At 74.5% G+C, this 23,961-nt stretch carries 17 protein-coding genes; 3 read left to right on the plus strand and 14 right to left on the minus strand.

Annotated elements, in window-relative coordinates:
• Window positions 1–107 precede the first annotated feature (107 nt).
• A complete protein-coding gene (locus tag CG736_RS23145; RefSeq protein ID WP_043915941.1) occupies window positions 108–359 on the plus strand; it encodes a mycoredoxin in 252 nt (83 codons plus the stop codon).
• Window positions 360–399: 40 nt separating this feature from the next.
• Here the strand turns inward: CG736_RS23145 and CG736_RS23150 are convergent, their stop codons facing one another.
• The 6 genes from CG736_RS23150 to CG736_RS23175 form a co-directional block, all read right to left on the minus strand.
• Window positions 400–1,179 carry a GntR family transcriptional regulator gene (locus CG736_RS23150; RefSeq protein ID WP_100588095.1) on the minus strand — a complete coding sequence of 260 codons (780 nt, stop codon included), beginning with the start codon at window positions 1,177–1,179 and terminating at the stop codon, window positions 400–402.
• Between the two features lie 209 nt (window positions 1,180–1,388).
• Window positions 1,389–2,321, minus strand: a complete 933-nt coding sequence (nudC, locus tag CG736_RS23155) for an NAD(+) diphosphatase (protein ID WP_100588096.1) — start codon at window positions 2,319–2,321, stop codon at window positions 1,389–1,391.
• A 68-nt stretch (window positions 2,322–2,389) separates the two neighbouring features.
• Window positions 2,390–3,787, minus strand: a complete 1,398-nt coding sequence (locus CG736_RS23160; protein ID WP_100588097.1) for a dipeptidase — start codon at window positions 3,785–3,787, stop codon at window positions 2,390–2,392.
• A gap of 85 nt (window positions 3,788–3,872) precedes the next feature.
• The gene (locus CG736_RS23165; RefSeq protein ID WP_100588098.1) at window positions 3,873–6,713 is read right to left on the minus strand and encodes an FtsX-like permease family protein; all 2,841 of its coding nucleotides are present in this window, start codon (window positions 6,711–6,713) and stop codon (window positions 3,873–3,875) included.
• On the minus strand, window positions 6,710–7,474 hold the full coding sequence (locus CG736_RS23170) for an ABC transporter ATP-binding protein (RefSeq protein ID WP_100588099.1): 765 nt from the start codon (window positions 7,472–7,474) through the stop codon (window positions 6,710–6,712). Before CG736_RS23170 ends, CG736_RS23165 begins: the two co-directional genes overlap by 4 nt.
• A 16-nt stretch (window positions 7,475–7,490) precedes the next feature.
• Window positions 7,491–8,105, minus strand: a complete 615-nt coding sequence (locus tag CG736_RS23175) for a PadR family transcriptional regulator (RefSeq protein ID WP_100588100.1) — start codon at window positions 8,103–8,105, stop codon at window positions 7,491–7,493.
• A gap of 98 nt (window positions 8,106–8,203) precedes the next feature.
• On the opposite strand from CG736_RS23175, the gene CG736_RS23180 reads away from it, so the two are divergent.
• Window positions 8,204–9,115 (plus strand): endonuclease/exonuclease/phosphatase family protein, encoded by a 912-nt coding sequence (locus CG736_RS23180; RefSeq protein WP_198520582.1) that lies wholly within the window; start codon window positions 8,204–8,206, stop codon window positions 9,113–9,115.
• Between the two features lie 8 nt (window positions 9,116–9,123).
• Here CG736_RS23180 and CG736_RS23185 read toward each other — a convergent pair whose 3' ends face one another.
• The 4 genes from CG736_RS23185 to CG736_RS23200 form a co-directional block, all read right to left on the minus strand.
• A complete protein-coding gene (locus tag CG736_RS23185) occupies window positions 9,124–10,311 on the minus strand; it encodes a PP2C family protein-serine/threonine phosphatase (RefSeq protein WP_052509788.1) in 1,188 nt (395 codons plus the stop codon).
• A 195-nt stretch (window positions 10,312–10,506) separates the two neighbouring features.
• A complete protein-coding gene (locus CG736_RS23190) occupies window positions 10,507–13,689 on the minus strand; it encodes an ATP-dependent DNA helicase (RefSeq protein WP_100588101.1) in 3,183 nt (1,060 codons plus the stop codon).
• Window positions 13,676–16,948 carry an ATP-dependent DNA helicase gene (locus CG736_RS23195; protein WP_100588102.1) on the minus strand — a complete coding sequence of 1,091 codons (3,273 nt, stop codon included), beginning with the start codon at window positions 16,946–16,948 and terminating at the stop codon, window positions 13,676–13,678. The genes CG736_RS23190 and CG736_RS23195 overlap by 14 nt, the downstream gene beginning before the upstream one ends.
• 141 nt (window positions 16,949–17,089) lie before the next feature.
• Window positions 17,090–17,428 carry an MGMT family protein gene (locus tag CG736_RS23200; protein ID WP_100588103.1) on the minus strand — a complete coding sequence of 113 codons (339 nt, stop codon included), beginning with the start codon at window positions 17,426–17,428 and terminating at the stop codon, window positions 17,090–17,092.
• 143 nt (window positions 17,429–17,571) lie between these two features.
• On the opposite strand from CG736_RS23200, the gene CG736_RS23205 reads away from it, so the two are divergent.
• Window positions 17,572–20,346 carry a lysylphosphatidylglycerol synthase transmembrane domain-containing protein gene (locus CG736_RS23205; protein ID WP_232734119.1) on the plus strand — a complete coding sequence of 925 codons (2,775 nt, stop codon included), beginning with the start codon at window positions 17,572–17,574 and terminating at the stop codon, window positions 20,344–20,346.
• Window positions 20,347–20,372: 26 nt separating this feature from the next.
• Here the strand turns inward: CG736_RS23205 and CG736_RS23210 are convergent, their stop codons facing one another.
• The 4 genes from CG736_RS23210 to CG736_RS37925 form a co-directional block, all read right to left on the minus strand.
• Window positions 20,373–21,293, minus strand: coding sequence for an NAD-dependent epimerase/dehydratase family protein (locus tag CG736_RS23210; protein ID WP_100588104.1), 921 nt, complete (start codon window positions 21,291–21,293; stop codon window positions 20,373–20,375).
• A gap of 141 nt (window positions 21,294–21,434) precedes the next feature.
• Window positions 21,435–22,613 carry an adenylyltransferase/sulfurtransferase MoeZ gene (gene moeZ, locus CG736_RS23215; protein ID WP_043915930.1) on the minus strand — a complete coding sequence of 393 codons (1,179 nt, stop codon included), beginning with the start codon at window positions 22,611–22,613 and terminating at the stop codon, window positions 21,435–21,437.
• A 162-nt stretch (window positions 22,614–22,775) separates the two neighbouring features.
• Complete coding sequence (locus CG736_RS23220; RefSeq protein WP_100588105.1) at window positions 22,776–23,720, minus strand: NAD(P)-dependent oxidoreductase; 945 nt, start codon at window positions 23,718–23,720, stop codon at window positions 22,776–22,778.
• Window positions 23,717–23,961: hypothetical protein (locus CG736_RS37925; protein WP_232734120.1), on the minus strand; the 245-nt coding region annotated here is incomplete at its 5' end. The genes CG736_RS37925 and CG736_RS23220, both read right to left, overlap by 4 nt.

Below are 23,961 nucleotides of genomic sequence, written 5' to 3' on the forward strand. Positions count from 1 at the left end.
GATGATCGGATCGTCCCACTGTTGTCCGTCCCGGAATGGCGGCGGCCCTTCGGACGTTTGATCCGTGGGCTGCCCGCCCAGTCCGTCGACCGAAGGAGTCCCTCACCATGTCCGGCACCGTCACGATGTACAGCACGACCTGGTGCGGCTACTGCAACCGCCTCAAGAGCCAGCTGGACCGCGAGGGCATCGCCTACACCGAGATCAACATCGAGCAGGACCCGTCCTCGGCGTCCTACGTGGAGTCGGTGAACGACGGCAACCAGACGGTGCCGACGGTCGTCGTGGTCGGCGCCTCCGGCGAGCAGAGCGTGATGACCAACCCGAGCCTGCGCCAGGTCCAGGCCGCGCTGGTCTGACCACCCGAGGGACGGCCCGGCGGCCGGGCCCCGCTCCGACTCAGTCGGCCGGGGCCCGGTCGCCGAGCTCGTAGAGCAGCCGGGCCCGGTCGGCGGCGTAGCGGGTCTCCACCACCCGGATCGGGCCGCGCCGGTCGCGGGTGACGCGGGTGTTGACCAGCAGCGGCACGCCCGGGCCGAGTTCGAACCAGGCGGCTTCGGCGGGGTCGGGCATCCGGGCGGTGAGGTGGTCGGTGGCGGCGGTCTCGGTGCGGCCGAGGTCGGCCAGCGTCCGCTCGTCGCCGCCGGGGGCGGGCAGGTCCTCCATCAGCGCGGTGCCGGCGGCCAGTCCGGGCCGGTAGTGGCTGTCCTCGATGGCGTACGGCTCCCGGGCGACGCGGCAGAGCTGACGGCGCATCATGACGCTGTCCTCGGGCCGGAGGCCGAGCCAGTCGGCGATGTCGCGGCGGGCCCGGACGGCCCACACCTCGTACTCGAAGCTGAGGTCCACCCCGGCCGCGCGGGCCTCGGCGGCGTACTCCGCGCCGCCCATCGGCAGGGCGCCGCGGCGGTGCGGCCGGGTGTAGACCCGGTGGTCGTACCGGGAGCGCCGGCGCAGGTAGGTGCCCTTGCCCTGGACGCGCACCACCCGGCCCTCGTTGACCAGGACGTCGACGGCGAGGCGGACGGTGTTGCGAGCCACCCCGTACTGCTGTTCCAGGTCGCTCTCGACGGGGAGCCGGCCGTCGCCGTCCCACTCGCCGGAGTCGATGCGGTGGCGAAGGTCGGCGGCGAGGCGCTGGTACTTGGGCGGGGTCGCGGCGGCGCGGGGATTCGTCACGCGAGCGAATGTAGTCAGGCCGTTTGTGGCATTTCAGCGGAACCCGGCAACACCGGCCGGGGCGCTGTTCGGAACACCCCGGCGATTCCGCCCCACCGGATTCGAACACTTCCGGTCGGCGGAGCGGGACCCGGCGGGTCGGCCGGGTCGGCCGGTAGCACCGCAGGGGCGCGCGGAATGCTCCGCGCGCCCCTGCGGTGACCGTTCCCTCACCAGCGGGCGGCCGCCGGCAGCGGTTCGCCGTACCAGATCTCGACCAGGTGCCGGGCGATCGAGATGCCGGACGGCGGCAGGATCTCGCCGGCCGCCATGCCCGCCCGCAGTTCCTCCCGGGTGAACCAGCGGGCCTCGGACAGCTCCTCGCCGTCCACGGTGATCCCGGTGCCGTCCGGGTGGGCCCGGCCGAGGAAGCCCAGCATCAGGCTGGACGGGAACGGCCAGGGCTGGCTGGCCACGTACTCGACCTCGGCGACCCGGACGCCGGCCTCCTCGAACACCTCGCGGCCGACCGCCTGCTCGATCGACTCGCCGGGCTCGACGAACCCGGCCAGCGTGGACCAGCGGCCCTCCGGCCAGAGCGCCTGACGGCCCAGCAGGCAGCGGTCCTCGCCGTCGGTGATCAGCATGATCACCGCCGGGTCGGTGCGCGGGTAGTGCTCGGCCGCACAGGAGGTGCAGCGGCGCAGGTGGCCGGCCCCGGCCTTCTCGGTGCGGTGGCCGCACCGGGAGCAGAAGGTGTGCAGCCGGTGCCAGTGCTCCAGGGCGACGGCGTGCACCAGCAGCCCCGCGTCCCGGTCGGAGAGCGAGCCGCCGACCTCCCGCAGCCCGGCCGGGCGGGCGTCGCCGTCCAGTCGGCCGGGCAGCGACTCGCAGTCCAGCGCGAAGTGGTGGACGCCGTCGTCGTCGGTGCCCAGGAAGTACCGGTCGCCGCTCTGCGGGGCCTCGAAGGAGGGCAGCAGCACCAGTTCGGTGCCGCTGCCGGTGTCCACCACGAACGCCTCCCCGCCGGCGATCGGCAGCACCTTGGTGGTGGGGTGGCTCCAGGCCGCGGCCAGCCACGGCTCGTCCAGCCGGCGGTGCGCCGCCCGGTCCACCCCCGCGTGGGCCAGCGCGAGGTGCTTCGTGTCAGGGGCGCTGCTCAAACTCGTCCATCCCCGTTCGCTTCGGTAGGGCAGGTGCGGCAGGTGCGGTGTCGGTTCGGGACGGGCGCTCACGGCCGGAAGTTCTCCGCGAGGTCGCCCCACAGGTACGCGGAGGTCTCGACGCCCTTGCGGAGCAGGTCGAGCTCCACCTTCTCGTTGATGGAGTGCCAGCCGTCCGAGGGCACCGAGATGCCCAGGAACAGCACCGGCGCGCCCAGCACGTCCTGCAGGTCGGCGGCCGGTCCGGAGCCGCCCTCACGGGTGAACAGGATCTTCTGCTCGAAGGCCCGGCCCATCGCCCGGACGGTGGACTGCAGGGCGGGGTGGTCCAGCGGCGTCAGGCACGGGCGGGTCGCTCCGGGGAAGACGACCTCGTACCGGATGCCCGCCGGGACCTGCTCGGAAACCCAGGCGGCGACGGACTCCCGGACCTTCTCCACCTCCATGCCGGCGACCAGCCGGAAGGACAGCTTCAGGTGCGCCTCGGCCGGGACGATGGTCTTGCCGCCGGGGCCGGTGTAGCCGCCCCAGATGCCGTTGACCTCGGCGGTCGGCCGGGCCCAGACCCGCTCCAGGGTGCTGTAGCCGGCCTCGCCCTGGGTGCCGTACGACTTGGCGACCTTCAGCCACTGCGCCTCGTCGAAGGGCAGTTCGGCGAACAGCGCCCGCTCCTCGTCGGTGAGTTCGACGATGCCGTCGTAGAAGCCGGGCACCGCGACCCTGCGGTCCTCGTCGTGCAGGCCGGCGGCGAGCGCGGCGGCCACGTCGGCCGGGTTGGGGACGGCGCCGCCGAACGAGCCGGAGTGGATGTCGCTGTCCGGGCCGTACAGGTCGATCTGGCAGTCCGCCAGGCCGCGCATGCCGGTGCACACGGTCGGGGTGGTCTCGGACCACATGCCGGTGTCGGAGATGATCACCACGTCGGAGGCGAGCCGGTCGGCCTCGCGGCGCACCAGGGCGGCGAAGTTCGGCGAGCCGGACTCCTCCTCGCCCTCGATCAGCAGCTTGAGGTTGACGGCCGGCGCGGTGCGGCCGGTGGCGGCGAGGTGGGCGCGCACGCCGAGGGTGTGGAAGAAGACCTGGCCCTTGTCATCGGCGGCGCCGCGCGCGTACAGCCGGCGGCCGATCACGGTGGGTGTGAACGGCTCGGTGTCCCAGCCGTCCTCCTTGGCGGCGGGCTGCACGTCGTGGTGGCCGTAGACCAGCACGGTCGGCGCGCCCTCGTCGCCGGACGGCCACTCGGCGAAGACCGCGGGCAGCCCGTCCGTCTCCCACACCTCGGCGACCGGGAAACCGGTCGCGCTCAGCTTCTCGACCAGCCACTCGGCGGAGCGGCGGACCTCTCCGGCCCGGCCGGGGTCGGCGGAGACGGAGGGGATGCGCAGCCAGTCGGCGAGCTCGGCCAGGAAGGCGTCCTCGTGCTGGTCGATGAAGGAGCGGACGGCGCTGTCCGGGGTTTTCGTCATACGGACGACTTTAGTTCGCCCGGACGGGTCCGTGCCCACGGCCCACCCTTGCCGTGAGCACGGTCACCCTTCACTCCGCCGGGCCTCAGGCGGCCCGGCGGCCCAGCGCGATCCTGGACCGGGTGAGCAGCGCCGCGAGCAGCACCGCCACCACCGGCAGGCCGACCACCATGGCGGCCAGTTCGGCCCACGGGATCGCGATCACCGGATCGGGGGCCGGCTGGTCCGGCGGCAGCCAGCTCGCCCGGTCCTTCGCCTCGAAGATGCGCAGCGCGATCGACGGGACGGCGCCGCAGAACAGGCCGAGCACCGAGCCCATCGCGGCGATCACGCCGCACTGGAAGCCGGACAGCCGGCGCCGGATGCCGCCGCTCGCGCCGACCGCGGCCAGCGTGGCGAGGTCCTGCTGGGAGTCCGCGGCGGCCAGGCCGGTGGCGATGCCGGCCGCGCCGAGCGCCACCAGTCCGGCGAACACCGTCAGGCCGACGGTGATCAGGTCGACGTCCGGGTGGAAGCCCCGCTCGACCGTGAGTATCGCGTTGTCGTCCAGCTTGGCCAGCGAGCCGTTGGCCTTCTGGTACGCCTTGTCGGACGGCTCTGCGGCGGGCATCCAGAGCGAGCCGGCCGCCCGGGTGCCCAGGCCGATCTTCTCGGCGGTCTGGCGGGTCATCATGGCGTTGCCGAACGGCGTCGGGGCGTGCACCTGGACCGCGTCCGCCAGCACGTGGCGCTCCGCCGGCCGGTAGTTGTTGTCCTCGCGCATCTTCTTCTGGTCGAACGGGTCGGTGACCAGCAGGTCGACCTTGCCGTTCTCCACGTAGTCGGGCCGGAACACCAGGATCCTGCCGTCGGCGAGGGCCTGCTCGGCGGCCTGGTCGCGCACCCCGAACAGGGTGTGCAGCAGGGCCGCGTCGCCGACCAGGGTTTCGCCGAACATGGTGCTCCGGCGGTCCCCGCGGTCCCGGTTCACCGCACAGCGGGGGTCGGTGTGCAGGCGCTCGAACTCCTCGGGGGTGCGGGCCCCGTCGGCCGGGCAGCGCTTGGACTCCGGCAGCACGACCTGGACCCAGCCGCAGGGCGCGCCGGGGCTGCACTTGGCGGTCGGCGTCGCGTCCCACACGTCGGCGCGCTCGCCGAGGTCGGGGATGTTGCCCTCGACCACCTCGCGCATCATCGGCAGCCGGTTCTGGTCGGCGGTCGGCCCCCAGCCGGCGTACAGCGCGATGGTGTTGGGGGGCGCCGACGGCAGGTAGTCGCGGCGCTGCTGCTCGGTGCTGCTGGTGGTGTAGACGCCCACGGCGACGGCGCCGGCCACGGCGGCCATCACGGCGGCCACCGCCGGGGCGGTGCGGCCGCGGTGGCGCACCGAGTCGCGCAGCGCGAGGCGCGGGCTGAGCGGCAGGTGGCGGCCGAGCCGGCCGAACAGGCCGATCAGCATCGGGGTGCACAGCAGCATGCCGAGCTCGGCGATCACCGAGCCGCCGAGCAGGCCGTAGACCACGGCGGTGCCGGTGGCCGCGCAGGCCAGCGCGAGGGCGGCGCCGCCGCCGATCATGATCAGGCCGAGCACGGCGACGATCCGGCTGGGGGGCTTGGTGCCGCCGCGTCCGGTGAGTGCCACCACGACGTCCTGCCGGGCGGCCTGGAAGGCGGGCACCACGGCCGCGAGCAGGCCGGTGACCAGGCCGACCACGGCGATCGCCAGCAGGTCGAGCGGCTGCAGGTCGAAGTGGCCGAAGCGGCGGCCGGCGAACTGCTCGGCGTTGTCGCGGAACACCGCGACCAGCAGGATCGCGAGCACCAGGCCGGTCAGCGCGCCGGTCACGCCGAGCACCACTCCGCCGCCGAGCACCACGGCGCGCACGTGCCCGCGGTCGCCGCCGCCGGCGGCGAGCAGGCCGAGCTGGCGGCGCGAGCGGCGGGCGCCGACCGCGAAGGCCGGTCCGGCGAGCAGCACGATCTCCAGCAGGGCCATGCCGACCACGGTGCCGACGATCGCGATGGTCATCTTGTCGATGCCGCCGTAGCTCTGCCGCCCGGGCTGCTGGTACAGCGGCACCTCGGAGCGGGCGGGCGGGTCCATCAGGACGGCCTTGGAGCTGACCGCGAAGCCGTACTTGTTGAGCTCCAGCACCTTCGGCCAGTCCAGCGCGGCCGCTCCGGCGGGCAGCTGGACCAGCCAGGTGTCGCGGCTCTCCGGGGCGGCCGCCCGCTCCGGGTCGGCCTGCGCCAGCGGGGCGATCACGCTGCCGGGGCGGGCGAACAGTTCGACCCGCTTGAGGTCGGCGGGGATCTCGACGACGGCCGTGATGGTGAACGGCTTGGACTCCAGGCCGTGGATCGCGGTGGAGTCGCCGAGCCGCAGCCCGGACTGGTTCAGGAACTCCTGGGTGGCGGCCATCTCGTTCGGCTGGGCCGGGACGGTGCCGCGGAGCCTGTTCACCATGCCGTGCCACACCGGGTCGGACAGATCGACCTCGACGGCCTCGGCCGTCATCCGGCCCTCTTTGGTGGTGACCGTGGTGCGCGGCCCGGCGGGCATCGGCACCAGCTTGGTGCCGGCCGGGAGCAGCTCCTTGATCAGGTCGGCGGGCTCGGTGTCCGCGCTGCGCTTCTCCTCCGGGGTCTTCGCCCGCGGCTGTCCGTCGCGGCCGGGCCCGCCGACCTGGGTCTCGTCGTCGGGGTTGGGCGCCTGCAGCACGATGTCGCCGCGCTGGCCCACGCCGATCCGGGCGTCGGCGGCGCCCATCACCCGGGCGACCTTCTCGCTCGGTTCCAGCTGGGCGCTGCGGGCGACCACGTCGACGCCGGCCACGCCGAGGATCGGCAGCGCGATCATCGCCACCACCAGGGCGCTGCGGCCCTTGGCGCGCATGGCGTCGCGGCGGGCGATCCGCAGGGCTGCCCGCCAGGCGGTCAGCCTCACTGGTCCTTGCCCTTCAGCGCGTTGGCGGCGGCGGTGACCAGCAGGGTGCCGGCGTCCTGCCGGGCGGTCTCGTCGACCAGCAGGCCGTCGCGCAGGAACACCACCCGGTCCGCCCAGGCGGCGTGCCGGGCCTCGTGGGTGACCATCATGGCGGCGGCGCCGGCGTCGCAGCGGGCGCGCAGCACGGCGAGCACGGATTCGCCGGTGGTGGAGTCGAGGGCGCCGGTGGGCTCGTCGGCGAGCACCAGGCGGCGGTCGCCGATCAGGGCGCGGGCGATGGCGACGCGCTGCTGCTGGCCGCCCGACATGTCGTCGGGGAAGCGGTCGGCGAGCTCGGGGATGCCGAGCTCCTCCAGCGCGGCGAGCGCCTCCTTGCGGGCGGCGCGGGCGGAGATCCCGTCGAGCTCGCGGGGCAGCGCGATGTTCTCGGCGGCGGTGAGCGCCGGGATCAGGTTGTAGTCCTGGAAGACGTAGCCGACGGAGCGGCGGCGGACCGCGGCGAGCTTCTTGCGGTCGAGGCTGCCGAGCACGATCCCCTCGACCAGCACCTGGCCGCCGCTCGGGCTGTCGAGGCCGCCGGCCAGGGTCAGCAGGGTGGACTTGCCGGAGCCGGAGGGCCCCATCACGGCGACCAGTTCGCCCGGGTACACCTTCAGGTCGACGGCGCGCAGCGCGTGCACCTCGGCCGCGCCGTGGCCGTGCACCCGGCTCACCCGGTCCAGGTGCAGCACGGGCTGAGCCGGCTTGAGTTGTTCGGTCATCGCTCCCCCAGGAGTTTCAGAGGCGGCCGCGGGCGCGGCTCTTGACGGCGCGGCGCGCGGGCGGCGCGGCGCCGGGTTCGGCCGTGGCAGCGGCCTGTCGCTCGGCGTACTGGCCGAGCCGGGATTCGCAGTGGTCCAGCCAGCGGATCTCGGCCTCGGTCTGGAAGATCAGCTGCTCCAGCACCAGCAGCCAGGCCAGGTCCGCGCCGTCGCCGGTGTCGGCGGCCAGCGCCCGGCCCTTGAGCCGGGTGTAGTCCTGCAGCGCCTTCATGCTGTGCCGGCGCTGGCCCTGGACGACGCCGGTGACGTCCACTCCCGGGACGGTCACCGCCATCGCCAGCTTGATCGCCAGTTCGTCGCGCGGCGGATTGGTGCGCGGCACCGGGGTGTCGAACCAGCGGCGCAGTTCCAGGCGTCCCTCATCGGTGACGGCGTAGAACTGGTGGCCCTCGTCGTCCTCGCCCGCGGACTCGACCAGGCCGTCGCGCTCCAGTCGGCCCAGGGTGGTGTAGACCTGGCCGACGTTCAAGGGCCAGGTCGCCCCGGTGCGGGCCTCGAACTCGGATCGCAGCTGGTAGCCGTAGCGCGGGCCCTGGTCGAGCAGGGCGAGCAGGCCGTGACGGATCGACATACCGAGTATGTATACCCGGTATGGTCGGGCCGCTCAAGCCGCGCCTCCGCCGTTCGGGGCCGCCGCCCCGTTCACCCCCACCCGGTACGGTCGGCTCCGTGACCACTCTGCGGATCGCCACGTTCAACCTGCTGCACGGCCAGCCGGTCGCCGCCGACGGCAGCCCCGCGCCCTACCCGGTCGAGCCGGGCGCCCCGCTGGCCGACGCCGTCGCCGCGCTGGACGCCGACGTGCTCGCCCTCCAGGAGGTCGACCGCGGCCAGCGGCGCTCCGGCCGCACCGACCAGGCGGCGGTCGCCGCCAAGGCGATGGGCGCCGCCGACTGGCGCTTCGCCGCCGCGCTGCACGGCACGCCCGCCCCCTCGGCCGGCTGGGTCACCGACCCGGCCGTCCCGGGCCTCCAGGTGTACGGGCCCGCCGAGGCGGACGACGGCGCCGAGCGGCCCGCGTACGGCACGGCGCTGCTGACCCGGCTGCCGGTGCTGCACTGGCGGGCCCGCCGGTTCGCCCCCGCGCCGTTCGGGCTGCCGCTGCGGGTGGCCGGGCGGCGCGGGCTGACCGCGGTGCCGGACGAGCCGCGGGCCGCGCTGGCGGCGGTGCTGGCCGGACCGGCCGGGGAGTTCACCGTGGTCGCCGCGCACCTGTCGTTCGTGCCGGGCTGGAACGTCGCGCAGCTGGCCGCGATCCGCCGGTGGATCGCCGACCTGCCGCAGCCGTACCTGGTGCTCGGCGACTTCAACCTGATCGGCGCGGTGCCGCGCACGGTGCTCGGCTCGGCGCACGCGATCCAGCGCACCGCGGCCCGGGAGCGCGTCCGGACCGCCCGCCGCACCCGCCTGCAGGGCTGGTACGACCTGGCCCGCACCCCCACCTACCCCTCGCACCGGCCGACCGTGCAGTTCGACCACATCCTGGGCATCGGCGTGCCGCGCAGCACGGTCGGCTCGGTGTCGGCGCCGCGCACCGGGGTGTCCGACCACCGGCCGCTGGTGGTGGAGATCGACGTCTGACGGGCCGGCTAGCGGGTCCGCCCGACCGGAGCCCCGGCCTGCTGCTGGGCCGGCAGCAGCACCGGGTCGAACTGGAGCATCAGCATGGCCGCGTCGTCGCCGAGCTTGTGCCCGACGTGCCGGACCACGTCGTCGTGCAGGCGGTGCAGGACCTCGACGGGGCCGCTGTCGGCGAGCAGCGGCAGCCGGTCGGTGAGCGGGTAGAAGGCGCCGCGGTGGTCGCGGGCCTCGATGACGCCGTCGGTGTACAGCAGGATGCGGTCGCCGGGTTCGGCGGCGAGCCGCTGGAGCGGCGGGCAGACGTCGCCGGGGTCGAGCACCCCGAGCGGCGGGACGGTCTCGTCGGCGGCCAGCAGCCGGGGCGCGTCCTCGCCGCGGAGCAGGACGGGCGCGGGGTGGCCGCAGTTGGCGATCTCCAGGGCGCCGTCGGGGCGGACCCCGAGCAGCACCAGGGTGACGAACTCCTCCTCCACGCCGGGGTGGTCGTTCTCGTGCAGGGCACGGTCCAGGCTGACGGCGAGCCAGCCCGCCACCCGGTCCAGCTCGGGCTCCTGGTGGGCGGCCTCGCGGAACGCGCCGAGCACGGCCGCGGCGGTCTCCACCGCGGCCAGGCCCTTGCCGCGGACGTCGCCCATCACGGCGCGCACCCCGTGCCGGGTGTTGACCACCTCGTACAGGTCGCCGCCGATCGAGGCGTGCGCGGCGGCGGCGGCGTAGCGGACCGCGGCGCGCACCGGCCCGACCCGTTCGGGCACCGGGCGCAGCAGCACCCGGCGGGCGACCTCGGCGACCAACTGGGCTTCGGCGAGGGCGAGTTCCTGACGCAGCCGGAGGGTGGCGCTGAGGTGGCCGATGCCGGCGATCAGCACGATCGCGGCGACGGTGGCGGTGTGCACGGACTGGCCGAGCACGTCGTTGTACCAGGCCATGCCGAAGGCGCACAGCTCGGCGAGCGCGCCGGTCAGCAGCGGGTACCAGGTCCGCCGGGAGACCACGGCGGCGAGGGCGGGGACGGCGGTCAGTGCGGGTTCGACGGTGACCTGGCTGTTCGTCAGCAGGTCGAGGGAGACCACCAGGGCCATGCCGATCAGCGGCAGGGCGTGCGAGGTCTTGGGCCATGTGCCGGTGACGGTGTTGGGTACCGGCCCTGGGGTGGGGCCGTGGAGGACGTCCCTGATCCATCCGGTCGCGCTCAACGTCGGTCTCTCCAGCGGAAGGTGCGGGTGCTGCGGCACCTGCGGGTCTGACGGGAGGTCAGGGGTCGGGGCCCTGACGGCGGCCGGAGTACGGGAGGATGACCGGTTACCGACCCCACAATAGGCACGAAACGTGCAGGGCGCACAGGTTTCGCTTGATCTCGTGACGGGTTGAATGCTCTGAGTGACTCTTTTCTACCTATTCCCGATCAGAAGATCGCTCAACTCTTTTCGGCCGGGAAGTCCTGACGGTGTTTCGATCCGGCCGCTGCGCACGTAGCAGAACGAGGCCGTGACCTGCTCCACCGGAACGCCCGCCTGCTCGGCCCAGGCGAGGCGGTAGACGGCGAGCTGCAGCGGGTCGCCGCTGTCCTCCCGGCCGGTCTTCCAGTCCACCACCTCGTAGCGCGGTGACCCTGCGCCACCGTCCGCGTCCCGGTAGACCGCGTCGATCCGGCCGCGCACCACCCGTCCCGCCAGCACCAGTTGGAACGGCGCCTCGACCCGGTACGGGGTGCGGCCGGCGTACGGGCCGCGCAGGAACGCCTCCTTGAGGCGCTCCAGGTCGCGCTCGTCCTCGATCTCCTCGGCGTCCAGGCCGGGCAGCGCGTCCGGGCCGAGCAGCAGCGGCTGGTCGAAGCGGGCCTGCACCCAGGCGTGGAAGCGGGTGCCGCGGCGGGCGGCGGGCGCGGGCGGGCGGGGCATCGGGCGGGCGAGTTCGCGGGCGAAGCCGTCCGGGTCGGCGGCCAGCCGCATCAGCTCGGTGGCGGACAGCGAGGCGGGCAGCTCGACCTCCCGGACGGTGCGCCGGGAGCGCTCCAACTCGCCGAGCAGCGCCGTCAGGTCGCGGTCCCAGGAGGCCACCAGCCGCTGGTCCTCCACCCCCAGCTGCTCCGGCTCGGCTGCGGGCGCACCGGCCAGGCGGTGGCGGACCACGTCCGCGACCCGGCGGCGGGCGTGCTGCGCGGACGGGTCCAGCGGCAGCGGCCAGGGGGTCTCCACGGACACGTCGAACGCCGGGTTCTGCGCGTCGTCCGCCGGCGCCTCGGCCCACTGCTCGACCTCGCCGTTGCCGGGCCGCTCGGCGTGCGCGCGCAGCTTCAGCAGGAAGTCGGACGGTCCGCGGCGGCGCTTCTGCGAGGGCCCCCACCAGTGGCCGGAGGCCAGCAGCAGCGACCGCGGGCGGGTGAACGCGACGTAGCCGAGCCGCAGTTCCTCCACTTCGGCGTGGTGGGCCATCTCCTTCTTGAACAGGCCCATGCCCTTGGCGTTCCACGCCGGGTCGGCGGGCAGCGTGGCGGCGTCGCCGCGCAGCGCGTGCGGCAGCACCTTGCGGGTGGAGGTCCAGCGCTCCCGGCCCTGCCCGGACGGGAAGCCGCCCTTGACCAGGCCGGGCACGGCGACCACGTCCCACTCCAGGCCCTTGGACTTGTGCGCGGTGAGCACCTTGACGGTGTCCTCGCCGCCGGGCAGCCCGGCGTCCAGGCCGCGCTCGTACTCCTGGGCGGCCCGCAGGAAGGCCAGGAAGGCGGCGAGGCCCGGGTCGCCGTCCAGGTCGGCGAAGGACGCGGCGATGTCCAGGAAGGAGTGCAGGGTCTCCCGGCGGCGGGCGGCCAGCGCCAGCGGGGAGGCGGAGAGTTCGACCTCCAGGCCGGTGACGGTCAGCACCCGGTGCAGCACGTCCATCAGCGGCTCGGCCAGCGCCCGGCGCAGGTCGCGGATCTCCCGCGCGAATCGGGCGAACCGCACCCGGGCCTCCGGGGAGAACGGCAGCTCGTCGGGCTGCTCGGCGTCCACGAAGGTCTCCAGCGCGTCGGCCAGCGACACCACCTCGGTGGGGTCGGTCTCGGCGACGGCGGCGGCGAGGGGGTCCTGGTCGCCGAGCCGGGCGATGCGCACCAGGTCGGCGGCGCGGCGGCCGAGCAGCGCCAGGTCGCGCGGGCCGATCCGCCAGCGCGGGCCGATCAGCAGGCGCACCAGGGCGGCGTTCGCGGTCGGGTCCTGGAGCACCTCGCAGACCGCCACCAGGTCGGCGACCTCCGGGAGTTGCAGCAGCCCGCCGAGGCCGACCACCTCGACCGGGACGCTCCGCGCCACCAGCGCGGCGTGGATGTCGGGGAAGGCGGCGCCGGCCCGGCAGAGCACGGCGATCCGGCCGGGCGCGGTGCCGGTGCGCACCAGGTGGGCGATCGAGTCGGCCAGCCAGTCCACCTCCTCGGCGTGGGTGGGCAGCAGCGCGGCCCGCACGAATCCGTCGAGTTCGGCGCCGGGCGCCGGCCGCAGCGCCTCCACGCCCTCGTGCATCTCGCGCAGGTCGAAGGCCAGTTCGTTGGCGAAGGCGAGCAGCCGGCCGCCGCTGCGGCGGTTCTCGCTGAGCGCGAAGCGGTGCGCGGGGCTGCCGTCGGCCTGCGGGAAGTGGTGCGGGAAGTCGTCCAGGTTGGCGACCGAGGCGCCGCGCCAGCCGTAGATCGCCTGGCAGGGGTCGCCGACCGCGGTGACGGGGTGTCCGGCGCTCTCGGAGCCGCCGAACAGGCCGGCCAGCATCAGGCGCTGGGCGACCGAGGTGTCCTGGTACTCGTCCAGCAGCACCACCCGGTACTGCTCGCGCAGCAGCCGGCCGACCTCGGGGCGCTGCTGGGCGAGCCGGGCGGAGGCGGCGATCTGGTCGCCGAAGTCGAGCAGGCCGAGCTTCTGCTTGCGGGCCCGGTAGTCCTCGACCAGGTGCAGCAGTTCCTGCCGGCCGCGGGCGGCCTTCGGGACGGCCCGCAGGTCGTCGTTGGAGAGCTTCAGCACGGCCAGCTCGTCGAGCAGCTGCTCGTCCCAGTCCCGCAGCCGCGAGGGCTCGACCAGGTGCTCGGCCAGTTCGGAGTCGAGGGCGATCAGTTCGGCGACCAGCGAGGAGAAGGTGCCGGTGAGCGCCGGGTACGGGCCGCGGGCCTGGCGCAGCACCCGGGCGGCGAGCTGGAAGCGGGTGGCGTCGGCGAGCAGCCGGACGTCGGGCTCGATGCCCAGCCGCAGGCCGTGCTCCTTGAGCAGGGTGCCGGCGAAGGCGTGGTACGTGGAGATCTGCGGGTCGCCGAGCGCGTCGTCCTCGCGCACGCCGGCCCGCAGCAGCGAGGCGCGGACGCGTTCGGCGAGCTCGCCCGCGGCCTTGTTGGTGAAGGTCAGGCCGAGCACCTGCTCGGGACGCACCGCGCCGGAGCCGACCAGCCAGACCACCCGGGCGGCCATCACGGTGGTCTTGCCGGAGCCCGCGCCGGCCACGATCACGCCCGGGGCCATGGGCGCGCCGATGGCCGCCAACTGCTCGGCGTTGAACGGGATGCCGAGGAGTTCGCGGAGCTGGGCCGGGTGGTTCAACGGCTCAGTCGACGACATGCCGGCCGTCCCGCTGCGCGGAGCAGCTGCCGCGGAACGCGCAGCGGCCGCAGCGCTCGCCCGCCGTGGGGGTGAACCTCTCGGCGAGCACCCGGCCGGCGGTGTCGGCGAGCAGGTTCTCGATCCACGGGTCGCCGTCGGGCGGCAGCTGCTGCTGCACCTTGGGGGCCTCCGGGTCGCCCTTGGCGGGCTCCCGCAGGTGGACCAGTTCGGCGCCGCCGGGGGCGGCGCCCTGCTCGAAGCCGGGCAGGCCGTCGAGCGCGCCGCCGCGCACCGCCAGCTGGTAGACGGCGAGCTGGCGGTGCTCGGGCAGCGACTTGTCGGTGGGGATCTGCTTGCCGGTCTTGAAGTCGACCACGTACGCGCGGCCCACCTGGTCGGCCTCGACCCGGTCCATCGAGCCGCGGATGCGCACCGCGACGCCGCCGACGTCCAGGGTGAGGTCGAAGCCGTGCTCGGTGGCGACGGTGGTGCGGTCGCGCTCCAGCACGTGCCAGCGCAGGAAGCGCTCCAGGGCGGCCCGGGCCTCGGTCTTCTCCTGCTGGGACTTCCACGGCGCGTCGAACGCGAGGGCGTCCCAGACGGTGTCCAGGCGCTCCATCAGCACGGCCAGGTCGGCGGGGGTGCGGCCGGAGCCGACCTCGTCGGCGAGGGCGTGCACCACGTTGCCGAAGCCCTGGGCGGCGGAGGCGGTCCGCCCCGCCTTCACGTCCTTCTCCAGGAACCACTGCAGCGCACAGGACTCCAGCTGCTCCAGGCCGCTGCCGGACAGCCGCACCGGCAGCCCGGGCTCGCGCAGCGGCTCCGGCGCGGCGGTGGCGTCGACCAGGCCCCACCACTGGTCGGGGTGGGCGGCGGGGACCAGCGGGCGGCCCTCCTCGTCGAGCGCCCCGGCCAGTGTGGCGAGCCGCTCGGCGGCGGCCCGGCGCAGCTGCGGGGAGCGCGCCGGGTCGACGGTGACCGCGCGGAGCTCGGCGACCAGCGCGGACACCGCGAGCGGGCGGCGCGGCCGGGCGGTGACGTCGGCGACCTTCACCTGCGGGACGCGCTCCAGCACCCGGCCGGTGCGCGGGTCGAGGGTCTCGCGGTACAGCTCGCGCAGGAACCGGGACGGCTCGTCGCCGTCCTCGGCGGGCGCCTTGACGGCGGTGACCACCAGGCGTTCCTTGGCGCGGGTCGCGGCGACGTAGAACAGCCGGCGCTCCTCGGCGAGCAGCGCGGCCGGCGACAGCGGCTCGGCGAGGCCGTCGCGGCCGATCCGGTCGGCCTCCAGCAGCGAGCCGCGGCGGCGCAGGTCGGGCCAGAGGCCCTCCTGGACGCCGGCCACCACGACCAGCCGCCACTCCAGGCCCTTGGAGCGGTGCGCGGTCATCAGCCGGACGGCGTCGGGGCGGTGGGCGCGCACGTGCAGGGTGTCGGCGGCGATGTCCTGGGCCTCGACCTCGGCGAGCAGGTCGAGCGCGCCGCGGTGCCCGGACACCCGCTCCTCGGCCCGGGCGGCGGTCTCGAACAGCGCGCACAGCGCGTCCAGGTCCCGGTCGGCGTTGCGGCCGACCGCGCCGCCGCGCAGCGCGGCCCGCTCCAGGCGTTCGCGCCAGCGCCGGGAGCCGTCCCACAGCTCCCACAGCGCGTCCTCGCCGGACGCGCCGCCCGCCAGCAGCTCGCGGACCTTGCGCAGCAGCACGCCGAACTCGTAGGCGCGCCGGGCGTACGGGGCGTCCAGCAGGGCGAGCAGCTCGGGCCGCTCCAGCGCCTCGCGGACGAGTTCCTCGGCGGGGCGGACCACGCCGGCCACCCCGTCCTCGGCCAGGGCCCGGCGCTCCTCCTCGCGCAGGGTGCGGCCGAGCCGGCGCAGGTCGGAGCCGTCCAGGGCGGCGAGCGGGCCGGTGAGCAGGGTGTGCGCGAGGTCGGCGCTCAGCGCGCCCTCGCCCTCGGCGCACACCCGCAGGGCCAGCAGCAGCGGGGTGACGGCGGGTTCCTCGCGCAGCGGCAGGTCGTCGCCGTCGATCTCCAGCGGCACGCCGGCGGCGGCCAGCGCGCGGCGCACGCCCGGAATCGACCGGGAGCCGGCCCGCACCAGCACCGCCATCTCGCCCCAGGGGACGCCGTCCTCCAGGTGGGCGCGGCGCAGCAGGTCGGCGACCGAGTCGAGTTCGGCGCCGGGCGTCGGATAGGTGTACACCTCGACGCCGCTGCCCTCCCGGGAGGGCAGCAGGGCGCGGTGCGCGGCGAGCTTGTCGGCGGGGAGGCGGCCCATCGGCATCCGGCGTGCGAGCTCCCGGGAGGCGGCCAGCAGCACCGCGCCGGAGCGCCGGGACACCCGCAGCACCTTGACCTCGGCGGGCCGGCCGTCGCTCTGCCGGAAGGCGTCGGGGAACTCCAGGATGCCGTTCACGTCGGCGCCGCGGAACGCGTAGATCGACTGGTCGGGGTCGCCGACCGCCACCAGGTCCCGCCCGCCGCCGGCCAGCCGCTGCAGCAGCCGCACCTGGGCCGGGTCGGTGTCCTGGTACTCGTCGACGAACACCACGTCGTAGCGGTCGCGCAGCCGGTCGGCGACGTCCTCGCGTTCGGCGAGCAGCACGGCGCGGTGCACGAGCTCGGCGTAGTCGAGGACGCCGCGCAGGTCGAGCACGTCCAGGTACTCGGCCAGGAAGTGCGCGGCGGCGGCCCAGTCGGGGCGCTGGACGCCCTCCGCGAAGCGCAGCAGCTCCTCCTCGCCGAGACCGAGCTCACGGCTGCGGGCGAGCACCGCGCGGACCTCGTCGGCGAAACCGCGGGTGGTCAGGCAGGCCCGCAGGTCGAGCGGCCAGCGGATGGTCGCGGTGCCCGCCCTGGCGTCCTCGGCGCCGCCGGCCAGCAGCTCGCGGACCATCACGTCCTGCTCGGGGCCGGACAGCAGCCGCAGCGGCTCGGCGTACTCCTCGGGCGGCTGGTGGGCGCGCAGCAGGGCGTAGCAGAACGAGTGGAAGGTGGTGGCCTGCGGGACGGTGGTGCCGATCCGGGCGGTCATCCGGTCGCGCAGCTCCATCGCCGCCTTGCGGCTGAAGGTGAGAACCAGCACACGGTCGGGCGCGGCGCCCTCCGCGATCCGCCGGGCGACCGCCTCGACCAGCGTGGTGGTCTTGCCGGTGCCGGGCCCGGCGAGCACCAGCAACGGCCCCGACGCGTGCTCGACCACCGCCTGCTGGAAGGCGTCCAGCACGGGCGGTTCGGGCTGCGCGAGGGGGCTGCGCACCAGGCGGAACGGTGAGGTCACTGCGGTCCAGGGTCGTACGGCGGTTCAGTGGCGGGCGGATCGGCGAAGGACTCTCCGGGGAACGAGCCCGCCGCATCGAGCCTACGATCCTGCACCCACAGACCCCTCCGGCGCACCTTCCCCGGTCAGGCGGTCGGGCGGTCAGGCGTCCGGAGCGGTCCCGTCCCAGCGCGCCGCCCGCAGGTCGACCCGCGGCTCGCCGGCCGCCGTGCGCAGCGGGGTGCCCTCGGCGCGGTACTCGGGCAGCGCCCGGTGCTCGTGGCCGGGCAGCGGCCGCCCGTCCGCGCGGATCACCCGCCACCAGGGCACCGAACCGCCGTACATCGCCATCACCCGGCCGACCTGGCGGGGGCCGCCGCGGCCCAGGTACTCGGCGACGTCGCCGTAGGTCATCACCCGGCCCGGCGGGATCCGTTCGGCCAGGTCGAGCACGGCCTCCGCGTACGGCGGGATCTCGGGCACCTCGTCCTGCTCGGTCATCCGCCGCATTCTTCCTCATCCGGTCGATTTCCAGCACCCCGTGCGAGCGATGCGGCGCGCGGGATACTGCCCCTGGACCGCACCGGGGTTCCGGGCATGGCAGCATCTTCGGGGCAGTGCGACACGCGAGGGAACAAGACCAGATGACCGGGACGGCTGAATTGAACGTGGACAAGGGCTCCGAGGAGTCCGCCACCGACGGTTCCGCCCCGCGGGCGCAGGACGCCCCGCCGGTCGACCTGCGCCACCGGGCGCGGGACGCGCACCACACGGGGGAGGACGCGGTGGCCGCTCAGCTGCCGCCGGACGACGGGTCGGACCGTCCGGGCACACCGGACCGGCCGCCCGAGCAACCGGGCCGGCACCAGGACGCGCAACCCGGCGGGCATCCCGCCGGCGAGCGGACCGACGAAGGGTTCGAGGCCGAGGAGCCGGCCGGCGACTACCTGGCGGTCGACGAACCGCTGCTGCCGCCGCGCGCCCACCGGCCCTCGGACCTGCTGCGCTTCCTCGCCGGGCTGCTCGGCATCGTCGCGGTGTTCGTGCTGGCGCAGGTGGCGGTCTCCACCACCAGCGGCATCGAGAACGACATCACGGTCAACGCCAAGCGGATCCCCGACCTGCTGTCCACCATCTCCGCGCTGGTCTCCTCGGTCGCGGTGCTGGCGGTGCCGCTGGCCTTCGCGGTGGAGCGGCTGATCAAACGCGACGGCCTGCGGGTCGCCGACGGCGTGCTGGCCTCGGTGCTCGCCTACGGCGTCTCGCTGGGCGTCGACTGGTGGGTCGCGGCCAGCGCCCCCGAGGAGATCCGCAACGCGCTGACCCAGTTCCCGCCGGGCCACGAGGAGACCCTCACCGACCCGGTGCACGGCTACCTCGCCCCGGTGATCGCGTACATGACGGCCGTCGGCATGTCGAGCCGACCGCGCTGGCGGGTCGCGCTGTGGATCGTGGTGATCCTCTCCGGCGCGACCGAACTCGTCAACGGCTACACCACCCCGCTGTCGCTGCTGCTCACCGTGCTGATCGGCTGGTCGGTCGCGTACGGCACGCTGTACGCGATCGGCTCGCCGAACATCCGGCCGACCGGGCAGCACCTGATGATCGGCCTGCGCAAGGTCGGCTTCACCCCGTCCGCCGCGCACACCGCCCCCGACGGCCCCGGCGGCACCCGCCGCTACCTGGTCGTCCAACAGCAGGGGCCGCTGCTGGACGTGCACATCATCGACCGCGAGCAGCAGGCCTCCGGCTTCTTCTACCGGGCCTGGCGGCGGCTGCGGCTGCGCTCGGTCGCGGTCCGCCGCAGCCCGCAGTCACTGCGCCAGGCACTCGAACAGGAGGCGCTGATCGCCTACGCGGCCGCCGCCTCCGGGGCCCGCGCCCCGCAGCTGGTCGCCACCTCCGAACTCGGCCCGGACGCCGCGATCCTGGTGTACGAGAACGTGGCCGGCCGCACCCTGGACGAGCTCGCCGACGAGGAGGTCACCGACGCGGTGATGGCCTCGTTCTGGACCTCGGTGTCCACCCTGCACGAGCGCCGGATCGCGCACCGCCGTCTCACCGGCGAGTCCCTGCTGGTGGTGGACGACCGCACCGGCTGCCTGATCAACCTGTCCGGCGGCGACATCGCGGCCGGCGACCTGACGCTGCGCATCGACGTCGCCCAGCTGCTCACCACCTTCGCGCTGCGCACCGGCCCGGAGCGGGCGGTGGCCGCCGCCACCGAGGTGCTCGGCCCGGCCCGGGTCGCCGAGGCGCTGCCGCTGCTGCAACCGGTCGGCCTGAGCCGGCAGACCCGCGGCGACCTGCAGCGGATGACCAAGGAGCGGAAGGCCGCCGCGAAGGCGCTGGCGCTCAAGCAGGTCGCGTCGGGCGAACGCACCCAGCAGCAGGCCGAGGAGGACATCGCGCAGGCCAACGAGGACCTGCTGGCCAAGCTGCGCGGGCAGATCCTGCAGATCGCCCCCGAGGCGCCGATGGCCCCGGCCAAGCTGGAGCGGCTCAAGCCGAAGACGCTGATCATGCTGGTGGCGCTGACCTTCGCCGCCTACCTGGCGCTGACCACGATCCGGCCGGACCAGTTCAAGGTCTCCCAGATGAACTGGGCCTGGGCGGCGGCCGCGCTGGCCGCCGCGGCCGCCTCGTACGTGGCGGCCGCGATGAGCCTGACCGGGTTCGTCCCGGAGAAGCTGCCGTTCGGGCGGACGGTCGCGGCGCAGGTCGCGGGGTCGTTCGTGAAGCTGGTCGCCCCGGCGGCGGTCGGCGGCATCGCGCTGAACACCCGCTACCTGCAGAAGGCCGGGATCCGGCCGGTGCAGGCCGCCGCCTCGGTGGGCGCCTCCCAGCTGGCCGGGCTCGGCGGCCACCTGCTGCTGCTGTTCGCCTTCGGCCTGATCACCGGCACCCAGACCAACGGAGACCTGGGCGCGTCCCGGGCGGTGATCATCGGGGTGCTGTCCGCCGCGGTGCTCGCCCTGGTGGTGGCCGCGGTCGCCCCGCTGCGCCGGTTCGTGGTGACCCGGGTCCGCTCGCTGCTCTTCGGCGTGATCCCGCGGATGCTCGACCTGATGCAGACCCCGCGCAAGCTGATCACCGGCTTCGGCGGCATCCTGCTGCTGACGCTGTCCTTCACGGCCTGCCTGGACGCCTCGGTGCAGGCGTTCGGCGGCGGCGGGCACGTCACCTACTCGGCCGTCGCCGTGGTGTTCCTGACCGCCAACGCGGCCGGTTCGGCGATCCCCACCCCGGGCGGCATCGGCCCGGTCGAGATCGCCCTGATCGGCGCCCTGACCGCCGCCGGCGTCCCGCTCACCGCGGCAACCCCGGCGGTGTTCCTGTACCGCCTGCTGACCTTCTGGCTGCCCGTCCTGCCGGGCTGGGTCGCCTACAACATCCTCCAGCGCAGGAGCGCGCTCTAAGGCCTGTCCGGCCCCGGGCCTTGGCCCTACGGGTACGCGGCGACGACCTGGGCGAGCATCTCGTCCCAGGGCGTCGGCGCCAGGCCGAAGGTCTCGCGGGTGGCGGTGTCGTCGAGCACGAACGGGCGCTCGAACTGGTAGGCGGTGTCCCGGGCGGAGCGGATCGTCGGGTTGACCAGCCCGAGCAGGGCCAGCACCGGGCGGGGGATGCCGGTGACCTTCACGGCGGGCCGCCCGGCGGCCGCGCACAGCTCGGCGACCACCTGCCGCTGGCTGCGCGGCGCGTTGCTCGGCACGTGCCAGGCCCGGCCCCAGGCCCGCTCGTCGGCGCCGACCACGGCCAGCAGCCGGGCGACGTCCTGCGGGGCCGTCCAGCTGTGCGGGGCGGCCGGGTCGCCGAGGACCTGCACGCTCCGACCGGCCAGGGCGCGGGAGAACGCCCGGTCGTCGAGCACGCCCGCCGCGTTCGCCGCCAGGTAGTCGGAGCCGCGCACCTCGGTGACCCGCACCCGCCCCGCCCGGTGCGCGGCCAGCGCGTCGCGCCACATCGCGGCCCGCACCTCGCCCTTGTCGGAGACCGGCCGCAGCGGCGTGTCCGGGTTCATCGGCCCGTCCACCGCGCCGTAGCCGTACAGGTTGGAGACGGTGGCCAGCACCGCGCCGCTGCGCTCGGCGGCGGCGAGCAGCGAGGCGGCCAGCGGCGGCCACACCTCGGGCCAGCGGTGGTAGGGCGGGTTGGCGCAGTTGTAGAGCACCGCGGCGCCGTCGGCGGCCTCGGCGAGGGCCTGCGCGTCCGACGCGTCCAGCCGCAGGCGGGGCACGCCGTCCAGCGGGGCGGCGGCGGAGGCGGTGCGGGTGACCACCACGACCTCCTCGCCGCGCTCGGCGAGCAGCCGTGCGGTGGCCGAGCCGACCGGCCCGGCGCCGACCACCAGGTGCCTGCCCATGGGACTCCCCCGTCTCTCGAACGTGTGCGCCCCGACCGGCGCAGGTGTGCTGTTCCGCGCCCATGGTCACGCAAAACCGCCCGACCGGGGGAATTCCCCTGGTCGGGCGGTTCGCTGATGCCCTGTCGGGTCGATCGTCCGTCAGTAGACGGGCTTCTCCGGCTCGATCTGGTTGACCCAGCCGATCACGCCGCCGCCCAGGTGCACCGCGTCCGCGAAGCCCGCGGACTTGAGCACGGCCAGCACCTCGGCCGAGCGGACACCGGTCTTGCAGTGCAGCACGATCCGCTTGTCCTGCGGCAGGTCCTGCAGGGCGTTGCCCATCAGGAACTCGTTCTTCGGGATCAGCCGGGCGCCCGGGATGCTGACGATCTCGTACTCGTTGACCTCGCGGACGTCGATGATGTCGATGTCCTCGCCGTTGTCGATCCACTCCTTGAGCTGCTTGGAGGTGATCGTGGAGCCGAGGGCGGCGGCCGAGGCCTCCTCCGAGACGACACCGCAGAACGACTCGTAGTCGATCAGCTCGGTGACGGTCGGGTTCTCGCCGCACAGCGCGCAGTTCGGGTCCTTGCGGACCTTCACCGAGCGGTACTGCATCTCCAGGGCGTCGTAGATCATCAGTCGGCCGACCAGCGGCTCGCCGATGCCGGCCAGCAGCTTGATCGCCTCGTTGACCTGGATTGAGCCGATCGAGGCGCACAACACGCCGAGCACGCCGCCCTCGGCGCAGGACGGGACCATGCCCGGCGGCGGGGCCTCCGGGTACAGGCAGCGGTAGCACGGGCCGTGCTCGGCCCAGAACACGCTGGCCTGGCCGTCGAAGCGGTAGATGGAGCCCCACACGTACGGCTTGCCGAGCAGCACCGCGGCGTCGTTCACCAGGTACCGGGTGGCGAAGTTGTCGGTGCCGTCGACGATCAGGTCGTAGCCGGAGAAGATCTCCATCACGTTGTCGTTGTCGAGGCGCTCCTCGTGCAGGATCACCTCGACCAGCGGGTTGATCTCCTTGACCGAGTCGCGCGCGGACTCGGCCTTGGAGCGGCCGATGTCGGACTGGCCGTGGATGATCTGGCGCTGCAGGTTCGACTCGTCGACGGTGTCGAACTCGACGATGCCGAGCGTGCCGACACCGGCGGCGGCCATGTACATCAGGGCGGGCGAGCCGAGACCGCCGGCGCCGACGCACAGCACCTTGGCGTTCTTGAGCCGCTTCTGCCCGTCCATCCCCACGTCGGGGATGATCAGGTGGCGGGAGTACCGGCGGACCTCTTCTACGGTGAGCTCGGCGGCCGGCTCGACCAGGGGTGGCAGCGACACAAGGACTCCGATGGTCGTCAGTTTCTCGGTTCGACTACGCCAACAGTGTCACGTGCCGGGGGTATTCCGAGACAGCAGTTTCATTTGGTGAGACGGGTTGCACCGGATGGCGAGACTTCGCACCCCGCGCCGAACCCCCCGGCCAGGCCGCGCCGGGCCGGATCAGACCCGGCAGGCGGTCTCCAGCCAGACATCCCCGAGCGACTCCTCCAATGGAACCTGTGTCCGCCATCCGAGACGGTCACGGGCGGTCCGGACGTCCGCCTGCCGCCACTGCACCGGCTCGGCGGCGGCCCGTGCCTCGACCGTCCGGGCGCCCTCCGCGGCGGTCTGCTGGGCGGGCAGCACCACCTGCCGGGCGTCCTCGCTGATCGTGCCCTCGAAACCGGACGCCCTGACCAGCAGGTGCGCCGCCTCCCGGGCCCGCACCGCGTGGCCGCTGCCGATGTTGATCACGCCGGTGGCCGCGGACACCGCCGCCGCCTGGATCGCCCGCGCCACGTCCCGGACGTCCACGAAATCCCGGTAGCCGGACAGGTCCGGCATCCGCACCTGGGCCTCCTCCTGCTCCAGCGCCCGCCGCAGGCCCTCCGCCAGCCGCCCGAACAGCGAGGCCGTCGGCGAGCCCGGGCCGACCACGTCGAACACCCGCAGCACCAGCGCGTCCAGCCCCGAACTCAGCACCAGTTCGGTGCCCGCCAGCTTCGACACCCCGTACGGCCCGACCGGGCGCGGCTCCGCGTTCTCCGGGATCGGTCCGCCCGGCTGGGCCGGCCCGTACTCGGCCGCCGACCCGACGTGCACCAGCCGGGCCGGCTCCCGGCTGCGCCGGATCGCCTCGCAGACCGTCGCCACCGCCAGCGTGTTCGCCCGGATCAGCGCCCGCGACGTCCCGTACGTGGCCCCGGCGCAGTTGATCACCACCTGCGGCGCGACCGCGTCCAGGAACCGGGCCAGCGCGCCCGGGCTCCCCGCGGCCAGGTCGAACCTGATGTCGGCGGAATCGCCCCGGCCCAGCACGGTCACCTGGAGCCCCTCCTCCGCCAGCAGCCGGTCGGCGACCCGCCGGCCGATGAACCCGTCGGCTCCCAGCAACAGCACCCTCATCGGGCCCAAGTCCTTCCATCAGGCCCGGCACCGGCCGGGCAACGAGATCTGAACGACACGTCGGAGTACGCGCCCGGCCGGACGCTCAGCGGCCAGGCGTACCCGGCCAGCAGAACGGCCGGGCCGAGCACGGCGGCCAGCACCGGGCCCGGCGGCGGCGCCCCGAGCCAGTGCGCGGGGCCGGGCAGCGAGAGCACGGCGGCGCCGACCGCGGCCGTCAGCACGGCGAGCGCGGCCGCGC

It is taken from the genome of Kitasatospora sp. CB02891, assembly GCF_002803145.1.
GTDB classification, from domain to species: Bacteria; Actinomycetota; Actinomycetes; order Streptomycetales; family Streptomycetaceae; genus Kitasatospora; species Kitasatospora griseola.

Bases quoted from the DNA above. Each gene is read 5' to 3' on its own strand.
- CG736_RS23145 (WP_043915941.1), top strand. From the start codon at position 108: ATGTCCGGCACCGTCACGATGTACAGCACGACCTGGTGCGGCTACTGC.
- CG736_RS23160 (WP_100588097.1), bottom strand. From the start codon at position 3,787: ATGACGAAAACCCCGGACAGCGCCGTCCGCTCCTTCATCGACCAGCAC.
- CG736_RS23170 (WP_100588099.1), bottom strand. From the start codon at position 7,474: ATGACCGAACAACTCAAGCCGGCTCAGCCCGTGCTGCACCTGGACCGG.
- CG736_RS23175 (WP_100588100.1), bottom strand. From the start codon at position 8,105: ATGTCGATCCGTCACGGCCTGCTCGCCCTGCTCGACCAGGGCCCGCGC.
- CG736_RS23190 (WP_100588101.1), bottom strand. From the start codon at position 13,689: ATGTCGTCGACTGAGCCGTTGAACCACCCGGCCCAGCTCCGCGAACTC.
- CG736_RS23200 (WP_100588103.1), bottom strand. From the start codon at position 17,428: ATGACCGAGCAGGACGAGGTGCCCGAGATCCCGCCGTACGCGGAGGCC.
- CG736_RS23205 (WP_232734119.1), top strand. From the start codon at position 17,572: ATGACCGGGACGGCTGAATTGAACGTGGACAAGGGCTCCGAGGAGTCC.
- CG736_RS23210 (WP_100588104.1), bottom strand. From the start codon at position 21,293: ATGGGCAGGCACCTGGTGGTCGGCGCCGGGCCGGTCGGCTCGGCCACC.
- CG736_RS23220 (WP_100588105.1), bottom strand. From the start codon at position 23,720: ATGAGGGTGCTGTTGCTGGGAGCCGACGGGTTCATCGGCCGGCGGGTC.